General features: G+C 69.1%; 10 protein-coding genes and 2 pseudogenes. 1 reads left to right on the top strand and 11 read right to left on the bottom strand.

Annotated features, from left to right (window positions below; genetic code table 11):
• Positions 1–52: 52 nt before the first annotated feature.
• From ACRRRO_RS04620 to rhaI, 7 genes and pseudogenes are all read right to left on the bottom strand, one after another.
• Positions 53–2,533, bottom strand: a complete 2,481-nt coding sequence (locus ACRRRO_RS04620) for an SDR family oxidoreductase (RefSeq protein ID WP_434081551.1) — start codon at positions 2,531–2,533, stop codon at positions 53–55.
• Positions 2,531–3,195: pseudogene (locus ACRRRO_RS04625) on the bottom strand (SDR family NAD(P)-dependent oxidoreductase); the annotation flags it as partial. The gene ACRRRO_RS04620 and the pseudogene ACRRRO_RS04625, both read right to left, overlap by 3 nt.
• A gap of 98 nt (positions 3,196–3,293) precedes the next feature.
• On the bottom strand, positions 3,294–4,370 hold the full coding sequence (locus ACRRRO_RS04630) for a hypothetical protein (protein ID WP_434081135.1): 1,077 nt from the start codon (positions 4,368–4,370) through the stop codon (positions 3,294–3,296).
• Between the two features lie 437 nt (positions 4,371–4,807).
• Positions 4,808–5,167, bottom strand: coding sequence for an L-rhamnose mutarotase (locus ACRRRO_RS04635; RefSeq protein WP_424796545.1), 360 nt, complete (start codon positions 5,165–5,167; stop codon positions 4,808–4,810).
• An 85-nt stretch (positions 5,168–5,252) separates the two neighbouring features.
• Complete coding sequence (locus tag ACRRRO_RS04640; RefSeq protein WP_424796546.1) at positions 5,253–6,782, bottom strand: rhamnulokinase; 1,530 nt, start codon at positions 6,780–6,782, stop codon at positions 5,253–5,255.
• 19 nt (positions 6,783–6,801) lie between these two features.
• Complete coding sequence (locus ACRRRO_RS04645; protein ID WP_424796547.1) at positions 6,802–8,850, bottom strand: bifunctional aldolase/short-chain dehydrogenase; 2,049 nt, start codon at positions 8,848–8,850, stop codon at positions 6,802–6,804.
• Positions 8,850–10,028, bottom strand: coding sequence for an L-rhamnose isomerase (gene rhaI / locus ACRRRO_RS04650; protein WP_424796548.1), 1,179 nt, complete (start codon positions 10,026–10,028; stop codon positions 8,850–8,852). Before rhaI ends, ACRRRO_RS04645 begins: the two co-directional genes overlap by 1 nt.
• 253 nt (positions 10,029–10,281) lie before the next feature.
• Here rhaI and ACRRRO_RS04655 point away from each other — a divergent pair, with 253 nt between their 5' ends.
• Positions 10,282–11,316 (top strand): LacI family DNA-binding transcriptional regulator, encoded by a 1,035-nt coding sequence (locus ACRRRO_RS04655; RefSeq protein WP_424786408.1) that lies wholly within the window; start codon positions 10,282–10,284, stop codon positions 11,314–11,316.
• A 153-nt stretch (positions 11,317–11,469) separates the two neighbouring features.
• Here ACRRRO_RS04655 and ACRRRO_RS04660 read toward each other — a convergent pair whose 3' ends face one another.
• From ACRRRO_RS04660 to araB, 4 genes and pseudogenes are all read right to left on the bottom strand, one after another.
• Positions 11,470–12,975, bottom strand: a complete 1,506-nt coding sequence (locus ACRRRO_RS04660; RefSeq protein WP_424796549.1) for an alpha-N-arabinofuranosidase — start codon at positions 12,973–12,975, stop codon at positions 11,470–11,472.
• 48 nt (positions 12,976–13,023) lie between these two features.
• Entirely contained in the window at positions 13,024–14,535 is a 1,512-nt protein-coding gene (araA, locus tag ACRRRO_RS04665; protein ID WP_424796550.1) for an L-arabinose isomerase, read from the bottom strand.
• Positions 14,532–15,248: an L-ribulose-5-phosphate 4-epimerase gene (locus ACRRRO_RS04670; protein ID WP_424796551.1), complete on the bottom strand. Its 717-nt coding sequence runs from the start codon at positions 15,246–15,248 to the stop codon at positions 14,532–14,534. The genes araA and ACRRRO_RS04670 overlap by 4 nt, the downstream gene beginning before the upstream one ends.
• A pseudogene (araB, locus tag ACRRRO_RS04675) lies at positions 15,245–16,972 on the bottom strand (ribulokinase). Before araB ends, ACRRRO_RS04670 begins: the two are co-directional and overlap by 4 nt.
• Positions 16,973–17,124: the final 152 nt, after the last annotated feature.

The raw sequence follows: 17,124 nt of genomic DNA on the forward strand, positions 1-17,124 counted from the left end.
GCTTCGGTCTCACGGACGATCGGCCGGTCTCACCAACACGGCCGCCGGGTGGTCAGTAGATGTTGCCGTGCTCGCGGAAGTCGCGCCAGACGTTCTCGAAGAAGTCGTCGTCAGCCGGGATCGGCCGCACCGGACGCCAACGGAACAACGGCCGTCCGGCGGGGTCGGTCTCCTCGCGCTGGACGATCTGAGCCCAGTCTCCCCCGCCGTCGTCCTCGGGCCGGTCCAGGCCGTTGTGGCCCACGGGCGCCGGTGCGCCATCGGGGGCGAGCCAGGCGACCTCCTGGACCTGATCGGCCAGCGCACCCTCGTCCAGACTGAAACGGAAGAGTTCGGGCAGGTCCAGCTCCTCATCGGCGTTCGTGCCGTAGCCGACCTTGGGCAGGTGGCCGCCCGGGTCGGTGTACAGGACCGAGCCGCGTGAGCGCCCACCCTTGCCCACGTAGTCGGCCATCGCCGACAGGTACACATAGGCGGTGGTGAGGATGTCGCGGACCAGGAAGGTGCGGTTCACCGACCGGCGTGAGGTGGAATCGGCACTGATCGTCTCACCGTACTCAGTCAGCCACTGGTGCACCTGCTGCAGTGCCTCGTCGATCGACTCGGCCGAGCGTACCGGCCCGGCCTTGGCGCTCATCAACTCCTGCACCGCGGTGAGCATCGTCCCGGTGTTGTCCGTCAGACCCGAGCGGGCACGCTCGGCGGCAGCGGCGACGAGGTCCGTGGCGTCGGTCAGGACAGCCTCGGCGGCAGCGGAAAAGGTCGGTTCGGCGACCGGGTCCTGGGTGCGCCGGGCGGCGATGAACTGGGCCGCCCGGGTGGCCCCGACCTGCCCGGAGTTCAGTGCGGAACCACCGGGCCGGTACACCCCGTGGGCACCGCCGGCCTCCCCCACCGGGAAGAAGCCGGACACGTTGGACTGCCACCAGCCGTCCACGCTGAGCCCGCCGTTGTTGTGCTGGGCGCACACGTCCACCTCGAGCATCTCCTTCTCGAGGTCCACGTACGGGTTCTTGTCCAGGTAGAACTGGTAGGCAGGCTCGTTCATCTTGCGCAACCGCTCGATCGGGGTGCCGAACAGCACCCCGGCCTTCTCCAGGTACTCGAACGGCTCGGGGTCCAGCTCGCTGTGTTCGAACGTCTCCCGCACCGGGTTGGAGCGGAAGTCCAGGAACACCCGGCGCCCGCGCAGCACGGTCTCGCGGTAGACGAGCAGGTCGATCAGGGAAGACCCCTCGGTGGCCTTGCGCACGTCGAAGGGCCACTGATAGCCCTTGAGGAACACCAGCGAGATCAGCCGGCCGTAGTCGGGGATGGTCTCGGTGAGGAACTCGCGCTCGTCGTTGCCCTCGGCATCGGTGGAGACGAACCGGGGCACCACCTGCATGTAGGTTCCCGAGACGTTCCAGCGCGGCTTGATCGAGGCCAGGCCGAACTGCCACTCGGTCACACCCTTGCCGCGCACCCCACCGCGGTAGGCGGCACCGGAGGCGCCCCACTGGCCGTTGGGGAAGACCCTGGTTGCGTAGATCCCGGCCGGGCCGCCGGTGGCGTAGACGATGTTGGTGCACCGGATCAGCAGGTAAGGGCTGCGCTCGCCGTCGTGCGGAACGTCGGTGCGCAGCAACAACAGGCCGGCGATCCGGGGGCCCTCGTCCGTGGTGTCATCGACGATCAGGTCGACCACACGGCAGTTGTCGTAGATGTCGGTGCCGTTGCGGGCGACCTTCTTCTCGAGTTGCTCCACCATGGACCGGGAGGTGTAAGGACCCACCGACGTGCCTCGGCGGCGCGGGTCGTGGTCGGTCTTGTAGCCGACGAACTCCCCGGACCGGGACTGTGGGAACGGCACACCCAGATCGCACAGGCGCAGGAACGCCCGGGCGGACAGGGCGGCTTCGGCCAGGGCGTTGTCGCCGTCCATCGCCCCACCGGCGAACAGCGTCCTGGCCATCTCGTGCACCGAGTCGGCCTCTTCTCCGGAGAGGGAGAGTTTGTAGTAGGTCTGCTTGTCCGAGCCCGCGTTGCGACTGGCCCCGGCGCCGACCTTGTCGGTCACCATGATGACGTCGTCCTGGCCGAACTCCCAGAGCCGGTCGGCGGCAGCGAAACCGGCCGAGCCGGTGCCCACCACCACCGTGTTGGTGCTGACCACCGGAACCTGCTGGCCGGCGATGGTCTGGGTGGGCGCGGAGTCGGCATCGGCGATGGGCATGAGGTTCCTTGTCAGGGTCGGCGCCGGGGTCGCGGTGACGTATCGGCGCGGGCTTGTGGGGTGGGCGCGGGGTTCGGCGGGCGGTTCCGCTACCGGTTCAGAGCCGGGGGATGTGCATGCCGCCTCGACGTTGATGATGTCGCCGGTGGAGTAGGGCATGCGGGCGGCAGCGAGTTGGACGACGGCGCCGGCAACGTCGGCGGGGGTGCCCCACCTGGGGATGGGGGCGAGCCCGCCGGCGAACTGCGCGTCGTACTTCTCCTTCACACCGGCGGTCATGTCGGTGGCGATCACGCCGGGACGAACCTCGTAGACCATGATCCCCTCCGGAGCCAGGCGGGCGGCCCAGAGCTGGGTGGTCATCGCCATGCCTGCCTTGGAGATGCAGTACTCGCCGCGGTTGGTCGAGACCGTCACCGCGGAGGTGGAGGAGACGTTGATGATGGTGCCGTGCACCTGGTCGCCCGGCTCACCCTCGCGGCGCTCGATCATCTCGGCGGCGACCATCTGGGTCAGGAAGTAGGGGCCACGCAGGTTGATGTCCATTACCCGGTCGTAACTCTCCGGTGTGGCCACCACGATGTCGTCGCGCACCTGGGGAGCCACCCCGGCGTTGTTGACCACAGGTCGATGCGGCCCCAGCGCTCCAGCGCGTCATCGACGTAGCGGCGGTGGTCCTCCAGGTCCGCTACCGAGCCGCGGGTGTAAGAGACCTGCCCCAACTCGCGCAGTTCGGCCATCAGGTCCGCCGGCTCCTCACGGGTGGCCAGGATGGCCACGGCGTAACCCTCGGCCAGCAGAGCCCGGGTGATCCCCTGCCCGATGCCCCGGTTGCCACCGGTGACCAGTGCCACTTTACTCACGCGTTCCTCCTTGGGTTGGGGCTGGGGCCCGGAGGCCGGATCAGGGCGGCACAGGATCACCCTGGTGGATCTGCGCTGGGTCCGCGCGCAGCACGGCGCAACCGGTAGGCCCATCATGCCTGACGACACCAGATCCGGCAAGCGCTTTCCGGCCCCTGGGAACCATGCTGACTACGCGGCTTCTGGACTGAGTGCTCCCAGAAGATTCCGCTCACTCAATCCACTTGCCGCGACCTCAACGCCTCCCTGGCGATCACTGGCAGGTACAGGCCCGGTACGGCACGAGCGCCACGCATCAGTCGGGCGGGCATCGCGCGGACCAGGCGCTCAGCGGTCGCGTCCGGGCGATGCAGATCCTCGGAGACGAACCTCAACACCACCCCTCCGGCCTCCCGGATGGCGTCCTCTCGGAGTTTCTCCTCGACCACGGCCTCGGCACCGCCGTCTGGCGTTTCTGCGTGGTACTTGATCCTCCCGTCGAACTCGGCATGAACGACCCAGCGCTCTGTACCGCCGCCGGACCTTCGGCGGTAGCACCAGGCCAGATCGCTGAAGTAGGTGCCGCGATCAGTCTGAGTTCGGAACTGAGCGACCGGCCGACCGATGTCCCGGGAGACGGCGATCCAGCGCAGCACCGATTCACCCGGGGACTCCGCGAAGCCGTTGGCAGCCGACAGCACCGCCCTGGCCCGGACCCGGCCACGGCGTGCGCGACCTGATGCGAGGCGCTCGCACAGTTCCGCACGGATCCCCTCCATCCGCTCCTGCGATTCCGCACGCCGCCAGCGATCCGGCTTCGCAAGGAGCCGCAGCGCACTGTCAGCGACCACCAGCGCGTCGCGTGCGTGCAGCGTCCTGGCACAGTCGAGCACGGTGCGCTGCAGGGTGGTGACCGCCAACCCGTTGATCGTGGTGACATCGGAAGGCTCCAGATCGACCGTGTGCCGGAGCACGTCGGGTGCTCGTCTCGCGCCGTGACGCGTGGGCTGGATCAGATGGACCCGTTCGGGCGTCCGCCAGAGCGGACATCCGTGCAGCAGCGCCGCGCTCTCGTGACTGAGGATGCGTGGCTCGGCGGAAGCCCGGACTACCGCGACGCAGCGCGCCAGGGCGTACTGCTGCCGCGTCGCCCACGGTTCCGTCAGTGCCTGATCCACCACCATGTAGGCACCGTGGCGCACCCGGGCGATGGTGCCGGCACTGAGCAGGTCGGCGAGGTCGGCCTTCCCCAGTTCGGATCGGAGCATGACGCGCGGAAGGGACGGCGGTCCGGGCCCTCGTAGGCGTTCCATGACTGGCAGCCTCGCCGGTCGTGCGCAGGCGGGCGATGAACCGCCCGCCCGCTGTGGACACCCTTTCCCTATCCCCACCCCGCTGAGCCGAGATCGCCACCCCTCAACCCGCCGCCGCCACCCCACCGGCCCACCACCAGCCCACCGATCCGGAGGCGACTGCGCGGCATATGGATCGAGTTCGCCGGAGAGGTTCCGCTACTTCGCGGCATTCGCCGCGACGTCAGCGCCGCCGCCCGGGTGGGGGTGGGGCGGCTGCCGGGTGGGGCGGCTGCCGGGTGGGGCGGCTGCCGGGTGGGGCGGCTGCCGGGTGGGCGGCTGCCGTGGGGTTGACCCCGGTTTCTGGTCAGTGACCGGAAACCGGGGTCAACCCCAAGCGAGCGGATGGTGGGTGTGGCGGGTGTGGGGTGGGCGGCGGGCGATGGCGTGCGTGCGGTTCAGTCGCCGGCGGGCGTGGTGCTCAGGCCGGCGGCAGCGAGTTGGTCCTCGAGGTGGAAGACCTCCTCGAGGAGAACGAAACCCTCATCGGGGTTGCCGGAGTCGACGAAGAACTCGCTCATCGCGGCCTGCCAGCGCCCGTTCACCTCGGTGGCGGCCATCGCCTCCTGGGCGGCACGATAATCCTCGGACTCGAAGTGACCCACCAGCAGACCGTCCTGCGACAGGTAGAGCGAGTAGTTGCGCCACCCGGAGTCTCGCAGCGCCGCGAGCATGTCCGGCCAGACGGCGGCATGAGCGCGGCGGTACTCATCCAACCGGTCCGGGCGCACGCGGGAGGTGAAGCAGTAGCGGGTCATCGCGGATCTCCTTGAACGTGGGTTGGCGTGGGTCGGGCGTGGGTTGGTGGGAGTTCGGCGGGCTTCTGCGTGGGCTGGGCGTGGCTCAGGTGCGCGAGGTCGAGGGCGGCAGCCGTTGCTCCGCCCGGCCCCAACGCTCGGCCGCCCCCGGGGCCGGGTTGTAGGTCGCGGTGGACACGCTCGCGGCAACCACGCTGCGCAGGTCCTCCAGAGTCCCCTCGAGCACCCCCACGGCGCGGGCCTGCGCCACCACGTTCCCCAGGGCGGTGGACTCGGCCGGGCCGGCCACTACCGGCAGCCCGGTCGCGTCGGCAGCCAACTGGCACAGCAGCGCGTTCCGGGAACCACCACCCACCAGGTGCACCCGGCGCACCGGGCGGGAGGTCAACTCGACCGCCGCGCGCACACTGCGGCGATAGGCCAGGGCCAGCGAGTCCAGCACCGTACGGGTGATCTGCGCCGGGCTGACCGGATCCGGTTCGCCCCGCTCGACGGCGTGAGCACGGATCCGTTCGGGCATGTCGCCCGGGGGCAGGAACGCCGGATCGTCGGCGTCGATCAGGGTGCGGAGCGGCTCGGCCCGGGCGGCCGCGTCGAGCAGGCGGGTCAAGTCCGCATCCTCACCCGCCCCGGCCCAGATCCGCTGACTCTCCTGCAGCAGCCACAATCCCATCACGTTGCGCAGGAAGCGCACCCGGCCGTCCAATCCGAGTTCGTTGGTGAAGTTGGCCTCCCGGGCAGTCTCGGTGAGCACCGGCTCGCCCACCTCCACCCCGACCAGAGACCACGTGCCGCAGGAGATGTAGGCGAAGTCGGAACTGGTGGCCGGGATGCCGGCCACTGCCGAGGCGGTGTCGTGGGATCCCACCGCGATCACCGGCACCGGGCCCAGCCCCGTCGTCTGCTGGGCCTGCTCGGTCAACGGCCCGAGCACGTGGCCGGGTTCGACCAGGGGTGGGAACAGATCGGTCGGCAGGCCCAGTCGACCGAGCAGATCAGCCGACCAAGCCGGCCCGTCCTGGTCCAACAACCCGGTGGTGGAGGCGTTCGTCGTCTCGCTGGCCTGCACTCCGGTGAGCCGGTAGCCGAGCAGGTCCGGCAGTAGCAGCGCCCGGGCCGGGAGCGGGGTGGACGACGACGTGGGTGCGGCGAGCAGACCGGTGCGCTTCTCCGCTGCGAGCTGGAAGATCGTGTTGAACGGCTGATGGGCGATCCCGGAGATCGCGTACAACTCACCCGGGTCGGCCAGCGCGTGCACCTCTGACACGGCCTGCCCGCCCCGAGCATCGCGATAGGCGACCGGTTGTGCCAGCAGGGCACCGTCGTCGTCGATCAGTCCGTAGTCCACCGCCCAGGAGTCGATCCCGATACCGAGCAGTGGGCCATCGTCGCCCGCCGCCCGCAGGCCCGACAGGATCTGCTCGTACAGTCCCTCCAGGTCCCAGCGCAGCACGCCGGTGGAGTCATACCGTGCCTCGTTGGGGAAGCGCGCCACCTGGCGCATCTTGACCTGTGGGCGATCGGAGGTGCCGGTGATCTCGGCCCGGATCACCCTCCCCGAGGATGCCCCCAGGTCGACCGCCGCGAATGCCGGTACCGCCGGCGTGCTGGTCATCACTACCCCCGGGCGCGATTCAGCGCAGGAACGCCGCAGCCACCCCGGAATCGACCGGGATGTGCAGGCCGGTGGTCTGGGACAGGTCGGCGCCGGTGAGGGCGGCGACCGCCGCGGCCACATGCTCGGGCAGCACCTCGCGCTTCAGCAGGGTGCGCTGGGCGTAGTAGGCGCCGAGCTCGGACTCGGGGACCCCGTACACCGCCGCGCGCTGGGCACCCCAGCCGCCGGCGAAGATGCCGCTGCCGCGCACCACTCCGTCGGGATTGATGCCGTTGACGCGGATCCCGTGCTCGCCCAGTTCGGCAGCGAGCAGGCGTACCTGGTGGGCCTGGTCGGCCTTGGTGGCGGAGTAGGCGATGTTGTTCGGGCCGGCGAACACCGCGTTCTTGGAGGCGATGTAGATGATGTCCCCACCGATCCCCTGGGCGATCATCGCCCGGGCCGCCTCACGGGAGACGAGGAAGGACCCCCGGGCCATCACGTCGTGCTGGGTGTCCCAGTCCGCTGCAGTGGTCTCCAGCAGCGGCTTGGAGATGGACAGCCCGGCGTTGTTGACCACCAGGTCCACGCCCCCGAAGGCCAGGGCGGCCTGGCCGATCAGGTCGGCCACGGCGTCCTCTTCGGTGACGTCGGCGGCTACGGCCACGGCCACGTCCGGGCCACCGAGTTCGGTCGCCAGATCCTGTGCTGCTTCGGCGTCGCGGTCGGCGATGACGACGCAGGCGCCCTCGGCCACGAGTCGCTGGGCGATCGCCTTGCCGATGCCCGAGGCGCCTCCGGTGACCAGACCGATGCGGGTGGCGAGCGTTTTGGGCTTGGGCATGCGCTGAAGCTTGGCTTCCTCCAGCGCCCAGTACTCGATGCGGAACTTCTCGGATTCATCGATCGGCGCGTAGGTGGAGATCGCCTCGGCGCCGCGCATCACGTTGATGGCGTTGACGTAGAACTCCCCGGCCACGCGGGCAGTCTGCTTGTCCTTTCCGAAGGAGAACATCCCCACCCCGGGCACCAGCACGATCGCCGGGTCCGCCCCTCGCATCGCCGGGGAGTCGGCATCGGCGTGCCGCTGGTAATACCCGGCGTAGTCCTCGCGGTAGGCAGCGTGCAGTTCGTGCAACCGCTCGACGGCCTGCTCCAGCGGCGCCTCCGCGGGAAGGTCGAGCACCAGCGGCTTGACCTTGGTGCGAAGGAAGTGATCGGGGCAGGAGGTGCCCAGTTCGGCCAGCGCGGTGAGTTTGTCCCGGGCCAGGAACTCCAGCACCACGTCGGAGTCGGTGAAGTGGCCGACCTGCGGCCGGTCGGCCGAGGCGATGCCCCGGATCACCGGTGCCAGCGCGGCCGCGCGCGCACGGCGCTGCTCCGGTGCCAACGGTTCATATCCCGGGCGCTGGGCCCCGAAGGGGTGCTCGTCGCGTCCGGCCAGGTCCGCCGTGGCCTGCTCGATGTACTCCTCGGCCATCCGGATGATCTTCAGGGAACGCTCCTCGACCTGGTCGGAGGTTTCGCCCCAGGCGGTGATACCGTGCCCGCCCAGGATGCAGCCGATCGCCTGCGGGTTCTCCTCCTTGATCGCGGCGATGTCCAGGCCGAGCTGGAATCCCGGGCGGCGCCAGGGCACCCAGACCACCTCGTCGCCGTAGATGCGACGGGTGAGGTCCTCCCCGTCCACCGCGGTGGCCACGGCGATGCCGGCGTCGGGATGCAGGTGGTCCACGTGGTCGGCCTCCACCAGGGCGTGCATCGCGGTGTCGATCGAAGGCGCAGCCCCGCCCTTGCCGTGCAGGCAGTAGTCGAACGCGGCGACCATCTCATCCTCACGGTCCACGCCCGGATACACCTGCGGCAGGGCGCGCAGGCGGTCCATTCGCAGCACTGCCAGGTTGCTCTTGGTCAGCGTGCCCAGGTCACCGCCGGAGCCCTTGACCCACAGCAGCTCCACGTCGTCACCGGTGACCGGGTCCGGTGCCGAAGCCTTGGCGGAGGTGTTGCCACCGGCGTAGTTGGTGATCCGCGGGTCCGAACCGAGCCGGTTGGACCGCGCGACCAGATCGTCGACGGTACCCATCAGGCCCCCCATCCTGCCTGCGTCCCGCCCACCCGTGCGGCCGCGACCTCGGCGGCATAGCCAGAGGCGGCGAAGGCCGCCATCGGGTCGGGGTCCAGGCCCTGGCCGGCGCGTAGTTCGGCGAGCATCGGGCGCACGTCGGTGTTGTAGGCATCCATCAGCACCCCGTGGGCTCCGAGTACGTCCTGGGCCTGTTGGGCCGCTGTGAGTGCCTCGGAGTCCACCAAGAGCGCCTTGGCGGTAGCCTCCTGGACGTTCATCACCGAGCGGATCTGGCCAGGAATCTTCTCCTCGATGTTGTGGCACTGATCAAGCATGAAGTTCACCCCCGCTTCGGGCTTGAGCGCATCGGCCTGGACGATCTCGTGCATGATCCGGAACAGTTGGAACGGGTCCGCGGAGCCGACCATCAGATCGTCGTCGGCGTAGAAGCGTGAGTTGAAGTCGAAGGCACCCAGGCGACCCTGGCGCAGCAGTTGCATCACGATGAACTCGATGTTGGTCCCCGGTGCGTGGTGCCCGGTGTCCAGCACCACGGTGGCGCGCTCGCCCAGGGCCAGGCAGTGCAACAGGGCGGTGCCCCAGTCCGGGATATCGGTGGAGTAGAACGCCGGCTCGAAGAACTTGTACTCCAGCACCAACGTGTGGTCGGAGTCCATCGCGGCGTAGATTTCGGCCAGGGACTCGGCCAGGCGGTCCTGGCGGGCCCGCAGGGAGTCCTGGCCGGCATAGTTGGTACCGTCCGGGAGCCAGAGTTTGAGCTCCTTCGAGCCCGTGGCCCGCATCACGTCCAGGCACTGCATGTGGTGGTCGATGGCCTTGCGCCGGATGCGCTCATCGGAGTGGGTCAGCGAGGAGAGCCGGAAGTCGGCGTCCTGGAAGAGGTTGGCGTTGATCATGCCGATGGTCAGGCCGTGGTCATCGGCATGGCGGGCCAGATCGGAGAAGTCATCGACCAGGTCCCACGGGATGTGCAGCGACACCCGAGGCGTGATGCCGGTGTACTTGTGCACCTGGGCGGCGTCGGCAATCTTCTCGTAGGGATCCCGCGGAACACCCTCGGTGGTGAATACGCGGAACCGGGTCCCTGAGTTGCCGAACGCCCAGGAGGGCAGTTCCACGGTTTGCTCGGACAGTGCCGCCGTCGCGGCGCTCTGCCTACTCGACTGGTCGTTCATCACCGAATCCTCATTAATTCCGGAGCCCCAGGCCGTCGGCCCATGCGCCCGTCAGCCTATGAAACGTTTCAGTCAAATCTAGGCCCTTCGCTCCCCTCCGTGCAACCGTTCTACGCCAAATTATTGCCGGTCTCTACGCCAAATTGTTGCCGGTCCGTTGCCTGATGCGCGCGCGACGCAGGGCGGCCGAGATCTCCTCGACCGTGCCGCAGCGGCGTAGACTCTCGCGAATCCAGCGATGAACAGGACCTCGATGACGACCACCCACGGCCCCCGGACCGCCCGCCGACCGAGCGTGACCGACGTCGCCAAGTTGGCCAACGTGTCCGTCGGCACGGTGTCCAACGTGCTGAACCGCCCTGAACGCGTGGCCGACGCGACCCGGACTCGGGTAGAAAAGGCGATCGCGGCTCTGTCGTTCGTCCCGAACGCCTCCGCCCGCCAGTTGCGCGCGGGCACGATCACCACGGTGGGGGCGGTGCTGCTGGACATCCGCAACCCCTTCTTCACCGACATGGCACGCGGTATCGAGGACCGGATCGCCCTGGATGACCGCACCCTGATGCTGGCCAGTTCCGATGAGGACCCCAAGCGGGAGATGCGATACCTTCGCCTGTTCGAGGAGCACGGCGTCAGCGGTCTGCTCGTGGTGCCCTCCACGACCGAGATCGACCACCTGCTCGCGATCGTCGACCGCGGCCTGGACGTGGTGCTGCTCGACTCCCCCTCACCTACCCCTCGCATCTCCTCCGTCGCCGTGGACAACATCGAGGGTGGCAAGCTGGCCGCTCAGCATCTGCTGGCGATGGGGCACGAGGAGATCACGTTCATCAACGGCCCGCACAGCATCCGCCAGTGCCGCGACCGGTTCGCCGGTGTGGAACTCGCCGTCCAGGAGGCGGGCAGGGACCCGGCCGAGGTGATCACCGAGCTGACGATCTCGAGCCTGGACGCCGACGGCGGCGAGTTGGCCATCTCCCGCGTGCTCGATGAGCAGGGCGACGCGGCGCCGTCGGCGGTCTTCTGCGTCAATGACCTGGTCGCGATCGGGGTGCAGCGCACCATGCGCCGCCGCGGCCTCGAGATGGTGGGGCACATGGCGATCGTGGGCTACGACGACATCGACATCGCCAGCGAGCTCGCCCTGCCGCTGACGTCGGTTCGCCAGCCGCACCACGAACTCGGCTACCGCGCCGCCGACATCCTGATGACCGCGGGGACACCCGAGCACGTGGTCTTCCAACCGCAGTTGGTGGTCCGCGCCTCCTCCGACCCCGCATCCGGCTGAGTTCTGCAGCGCCGGTCTCGCGTCCTCAGCGGTGCCCCCGTCTCCGGGTCCCCGGCGCCACCGCCCGAGCATGCCGACGGCCCGGGTCGGCTCAATCGTGGGCCGACCCGGGCCGCGTTCGCTGAACCCGCCCCGGGTGGGGCGGGCGGGTGATCAGACCAGGGTGACCATCGTCCAGGACACCGGCGGGAGGTTGACGTTGACGGCACCGTCGGAGACGCCGGCGCTGTCATTGCGGCGTGGCAGCACCGACGTCGCGTCATCTGCGGTGGCCGACCAGGTGTGGTCGGGGTTGGACAGCGTCACACAGTTGTCCACCCGCAGGTCACCCAGTGCGCGCAGATCCATCTGCACGTGCGTCTCCTCACTCAGTGACCGGTTCACCAGGAACAGCGACACCGACCCGGTCTCCGGATCCCGGGTGGCCACCGCATCGACCTGGTCCACCGGACCGTACTTGTCGGTCTCCAGCACCGGCGCATCGACCGCCACCTGCAGTACCTCGCCGCGGGCGTGCTGTGCGGTGAGGGCGAAGGGGTGGAAGGTGGTCTGGCGCCAGGCACGTCCACCCGGCTCGGTCATGATCGGGGCGATCACGTTGACTAGTTGGGCCAGCGAGGCCGAGTGCACCCGGTCGGTGTGCCGCAGCAGCGAGATGAGCAGGTTGCCCACCACCACCGCGTCGGCCACGTTGTACTTGTCCTCCAGCAGCACCGGCGCCACCGGCCACTCATCGCCGGACGGCGGGCGGGACTCGGCACGCTTCTGATACCAGACGTTCCACTCATCGAAGGAGATGTTGATCGCCTTGTTGTGCTTGCCCGCGGCCCGCACCGCATCGGCGGTGGCAGCCACCGAGTCGATGAAGTAGTCCATGTTCGCTGCACTGGCCAGGAAACTGGACAGGTCGCCGTCGTCCTCGTAGTAGTAGACGTGCGCGCTGATCAGGTCCACGTGGCGGTAGGTGTGCTCCAGCACGGTCGACTCCCAGGCGCCGAACGTGGGCATCGTGGAGTTCGAGGATCCGCAGGCCACAAGTTCCAGATCCGGGTCGATCATGCGCATCGCCCGCGCGGTCTCGGCAGCGAGGCGCCCGTATTCCTCGGCGGTCTTGTGACCGATCTGCCAGGGCCCGTCCATCTCGTTGCCCAGGCACCACATCTTGATCTTGTAGGGATCCTTGGCCCCGTTGGCGCGGCGGGCATCGGACAGGGCGGTCCCGCCGGGCACGTTGGTGTACTCCAACAGGTCCAGTGCCTCCTGGATGCCCCGGGTGCCCAGGTTCACCGCCATCATCGGCTCCACACCGGCCTTGGCGGTCCAGGCCAGGAACTCATCGACGCCGAAGGTGTTCGGATCGGTGGAGTGCCAGGCCAGGTCCAGGCGGGAGGGGCGCTGGTCCTCCGGACCGACACCGTCCTCCCAGCGGTAACCGGAGACGAAGTTGCCCCCCGGGTAACGGACCGTGCTGGTGCCCAACTCCGAGACCAGGTCCAGCACGTCGGTGCGGAACCCGTGCTCATCGGAGGTCGGATGCTCCGGCTCATAGATCCCGGTGTACACACACCGGCCAAGGTGTTCTACGAACGATCCGAAGGTGCGTTCGCGCACCGGCCCGACGACGAACGCCGGGTCCACGCTCAAACGTGCGGTTGACATGGGGTACTTCCTCCTGGTCAGCAGTGTGGTGGGGCGGGTGTCCCCCGGTCAGTTCATCGGCTGGGCCAACCGGTAGTAGGCGGCGTTCCAGCGCAGCTCCTGGCGCAGGGAGGCCACCTGGGTCTGGTCGTCGATGACCACCAGCTCGAGGCCGGCGAGCTCGGCGAAGTCGTCGAACACCTCCCGGCCCACCGCGGTGGTCAGGACCGTGTGGTGCGCACCGCCGGTGATCAGCCAGGCGCGCGCCGAGGTGCGCAGATCCGGTTTGGGCACCCACACCGCATGCGCCACGGGCAGGTTCGGCATCGGCTCCCGCTCGCCGACGATGTCCACCTCGTTGGCCACCAGCCGGAACCGTTCGCGCATGTCGCTCAGCGCCACCACCAGGCCCTCGCCGGGATCGGTGTCGAACACCAGGCGCACCGGGTCCTCCCGGTCCCCGATGCCCAGCGGGTGGATCTGCAGGCTGGGGCGCGAGGTGGTCAGGGTCGGGCAGATCTCCAGCATGTGCGCGCCCAGGATCACCTCGTCTCCCGGGGTCAGGTCGTAGGTGTAGTCCTCCATCAGCGAGGCGCCGCCGGGCAGACCGTGGCCCATCACCTTGGCCGCACGCACCAGGATGGCGGTCTTCCAGTCGCCCTCGGCCCCGAACCCGTAACCGGCGGCCATCAAGCGCTGCACGGCGAGGCCGGGCAGTTGGCGCAGCGGGCCGAGGTCCTCGAAGTTGGTGGTGAAGGCCTTGGCCCCGATCTGCTCCAGGAACGTGCGCATGCCCGCCTCCTGGCGGGCGCCGTAGCGCAACGACTCGTGCCGGTCTCCCCCGGGCCGCAGATCATCGACGACGTCGTAGCAGGCCAGGTAGTCCTCGATCAGTTCGTCGATGCTCGCCTCGGGCACCGCATCGATGGCGGCGGCCAGGTCGTGCACACCCCAGGTGTTCACGCTCACGCCCAGGCGCAGTTCGGCCTCGGTCTTGTCCCCTTCGGTGACCGCGACGTTGCGCATGTTGTCGCCGAAGCGCACCAACCGCATCCCGTAGATCTCGCTCCACGCGGTGGCCGCACGTGCCCAGGCTCCCACCTGCTCACGCACCAGGTCCTCCGACGCGTGGCCCACCACCACCTTGCGGGGAGTGCCCAGGCGCGCGGTGAGGTAACCGAACTCCCGGTCCCCGTGCGCGGCCTGGTTCAGGTTCATGAAGTCCATGTCGATCGTGGACCACGGCAGCGCCGCGTCGGCCTGCGTGTGCAGGTGCAGCAGCGGGGTGCGCAGCGCGTCCAGGCCGGTGATCCACATCTTGGCCGGGGAGAAGGTGTGCATCCAGGCGATCACCCCCACGCAGTCGGGGTCGGCGTTGGCCTCCAGCGCCAACGCGCGGATCTGCGCGGTGTCCTTGAGCACCGGCTTCCATACGATGCGCACCGGAACCTGGCCCGCCTCGTCGAGCAGCCCGGCGACCTGCTGGGACTGGGCGGCAACCTGGTCCAGGGTCTCGGGTCCGTACAGGTCCTGGCTGCCGGTGAGGAACCAGATCTCGCGCTGGGCGAAGGGGTCGATCACGTGTCCTCCCGGACTCCGTAGACGTTCTGATAGCGGTCGAACAAGGCGTCGACGTGGTGCGTTGCGATGGGGGCCGGATCGCCCAGCTGGCGGGCGATGTGCACGGTGCGGGCGACGTCCTCACACATCACGGCGGCCTTGACCGCATCGCGGGCATCGGCCCCGATGGTGAACGGGCCGTGGCCGGCCATCAGCACCGCGCGGGAGCGGTGCCCGGACAGGGTGGCCACGATGCCCTCTCCGATGGAGTCGTCACCGATCAGGGCGAACGGGCCCACCGGGATCTCACCACCGAACTCATCAGCGATCATGGTCAGTACGCACGGGATCGGTTCGCCCCGGGCGGCCCAGGCGGTGGCGTAGGTGGAGTGGGTGTGCACCACCCCGCCCACGTGGTCCATGTGCCGGTAGACGTAGGCGTGCGCGTCGGTGTCGGAGGAGGGGGCGAACTTCTCCGGGGTGCCGTCGACGATCTTCTTCCCGTCCAGGGTGCAGACCACCATCGACTCGGCGTCCAGGTCGTCGTAGGAGACCCCGGAGGGTTTGATCACGAACAGATCGGCGCCCGGCACCCGCTCGGACACGTTCCCCGCGGTCCAGATGACGAGGTCGTAGCGCACCAGCTCGGCGTGCAACTGGGCCACGTTCTCACGCACCCGAGCCACCTCGGACTGCACCTGTGCGGGCAACTCGGCGAGCACGATCCGGCTCATGTCAACTCCTCGGGGACAGTCAGCTCCGGGGAGTCCACGCTCCCGCCGTCGTCGGCTGTGAGCGCTTGGCGCCGGATGGCCTTGAGCCTTCGCATCACGTCGTTCCCGCCACGACCGAAGTAGTCGTGCAGCTTCTGGTACTCGGCGTACAGGGCGCTGTAGGCCCGGTGAGCCTGCGGGTCGGGGGTGTAGGCACCGACTGTGCGGCCTCCCATCGCCGCTCCCGCGGCCCGCACGTCCGGGTAGGCGCCGGCGGCCACCGCGGCGTGGATCGCCGAGCCCAGGGCTGGACCCTGCTCGGAGACGATGGTGCTCAGCGGTAGTCCGGTGACGTCGGCGTACATCTGCATCAGGAAGGTGTTCTTCAGCAGCCCGCCGGCCACCACCAACTCCTGCACCGCCAACCCGGAGTCGGTGAAGGCCTCCACGATCGTTCGGGTGCCGAATGCGGTGGCTTCGAGCAGGGCGCGGTAGGTGTCCTCGGGCCGGGTGGCCAGGGTCTGACCCACGATCATCCCGGACAACTCGTGATCGACCAGCACCGAACGGTTCCCGGAGTGCCAATCCAGGGCGATCAGGCCGTGGCGCCGATCGGTTGCTGGGAGGCCAGGTGGGTCAGGTAGGTGTGCAGGTTCTCCCCGCGTGCGGCGGCCTCCTCGGCGTAGGCCCGCGGCACGCCGGTGGCCACGAAGTGGCCGAAGATGTCACCGACGCCGCTCTGCCCGGCCTCATAGCCGTACAGCCCGTCGACCACGCCGCCGTCGACCACCCCGCACATGCCGGGCACCTCTCGCAGTTCGTCCGCGTTCATCACGTGGCACGTGGACGTTCCCATGATCAGGGTGAGTTGGCCCGGGTCCACGGCGTTCGCGGCCGGGAGGGTCACGTGTGCGTCGACGTTGCCCACCGCCACCGCGATGCCCTCGGGCAGTCCGGTCCAGGAGGCGGCCTCGGCGGTGAGCGGGCCGGCGCTGGCGCCCAGCGTGGCGATCTCGCTGGGAAGCTTCTCCTGCGCGAAGGTGGCGAAGTCGGGGTTGAGCGCAGCCAGGTAGTCGCTCGAGGGGTAGCGGCCGTCCTGGTAGATGCGCCTTGTAGCCGGCGGTGCACGGGTTGGGTGCGTAGGTTCCGGACAGTTGCCACACGATCCAGTCGGCCGCCTCCACCCAATGGTCCATCGCGGCGTAGACCTCTGGGGCCTCCTCGAGCAGTTGCAGCCCCTTGGCGAACTGCCACTCGGAGGAGATCATTCCCCCGAAGCGGGGCAGCCAGGGCTCGCGCCGCTCCGCGGCCAGCGAGGTGATCCGGTCGGCCTGCGCCTGGGCGGCGTGGTGCTTCCACAGTTTGACGTAGGCGTGCGGGTTGTTCGTGAACTCCGGGAGTTCACTCAACGGGGTGCCGTCGCCACGTACCGGCAACGGAGTGGAGGCGGTGAAGTCGGTGCCGATCCCGATCACGTCGGCCGGGTCCGCGCCGGCCCGGCGCAGTGCCTCCGGGACGGCGTTCTTGAGCACGTCGACGTAGTCCTCGGCGTTCTGCAGCGCCCAGTCCGGTGGCAGGGGCTGGCCGTCGCCGGCGCTGAGCACGGTGTCCATCACGGCGTGACGATAGGCATGCTCGGCGCTGGCGAGTTCGGCACCATCGGCCACGCGAACCACCACGGCCCGGCCGGACAGGGTGCCGAAGTCCACTCCCACCGCCAGAGCACGCTCGTTGTCCACGGTCACGGGGCCTCCTTCATCTCGGCCTCATCGCTCGGAGGTCCGCACGATGGCGGGCTGGTTGATCCGGGTCGCTGGGCGGGACCGCCGCCCAGCATCCCGGGTGACGTCGATGTTAACGATCACAACCAGGGATGGCAAGACCCTGACGGCGCCAG

Source organism: Sanguibacter sp. Z1732 (assembly GCF_051020515.1).
Classification (GTDB): Bacteria; Actinomycetota; Actinomycetes; order Actinomycetales; family Beutenbergiaceae; genus CALKWS01.

What these genes read in the sequence shown, in the direction of transcription:
- ACRRRO_RS04620 (WP_434081551.1), bottom strand. Translation starts at nt 2,533, where the DNA reads ATGGTCTACGAGGTTCGTCCCGGCGTGATCGCCACCGACATGACCGCC.
- rhaI (WP_424796548.1), bottom strand. Translation starts at nt 10,028, where the DNA reads ATGAACGACCAGTCGAGTAGGCAGAGCGCCGCGACGGCGGCACTGTCC.
- ACRRRO_RS04670 (WP_424796551.1), bottom strand. Translation starts at nt 15,248, where the DNA reads ATGAGCCGGATCGTGCTCGCCGAGTTGCCCGCACAGGTGCAGTCCGAG.
- ACRRRO_RS04655 (WP_424786408.1), top strand. Translation starts at nt 10,282, where the DNA reads ATGACGACCACCCACGGCCCCCGGACCGCCCGCCGACCGAGCGTGACC.
- ACRRRO_RS04660 (WP_424796549.1), bottom strand. Translation starts at nt 12,975, where the DNA reads ATGTCAACCGCACGTTTGAGCGTGGACCCGGCGTTCGTCGTCGGGCCG.
- ACRRRO_RS04640 (WP_424796546.1), bottom strand. Translation starts at nt 6,782, where the DNA reads ATGACCAGCACGCCGGCGGTACCGGCATTCGCGGCGGTCGACCTGGGG.
- ACRRRO_RS04645 (WP_424796547.1), bottom strand. Translation starts at nt 8,850, where the DNA reads ATGGGTACCGTCGACGATCTGGTCGCGCGGTCCAACCGGCTCGGTTCG.
- ACRRRO_RS04635 (WP_424796545.1), bottom strand. Translation starts at nt 5,167, where the DNA reads ATGACCCGCTACTGCTTCACCTCCCGCGTGCGCCCGGACCGGTTGGAT.
- ACRRRO_RS04630 (WP_434081135.1), bottom strand. Translation starts at nt 4,370, where the DNA reads ATGGAACGCCTACGAGGGCCCGGACCGCCGTCCCTTCCGCGCGTCATG.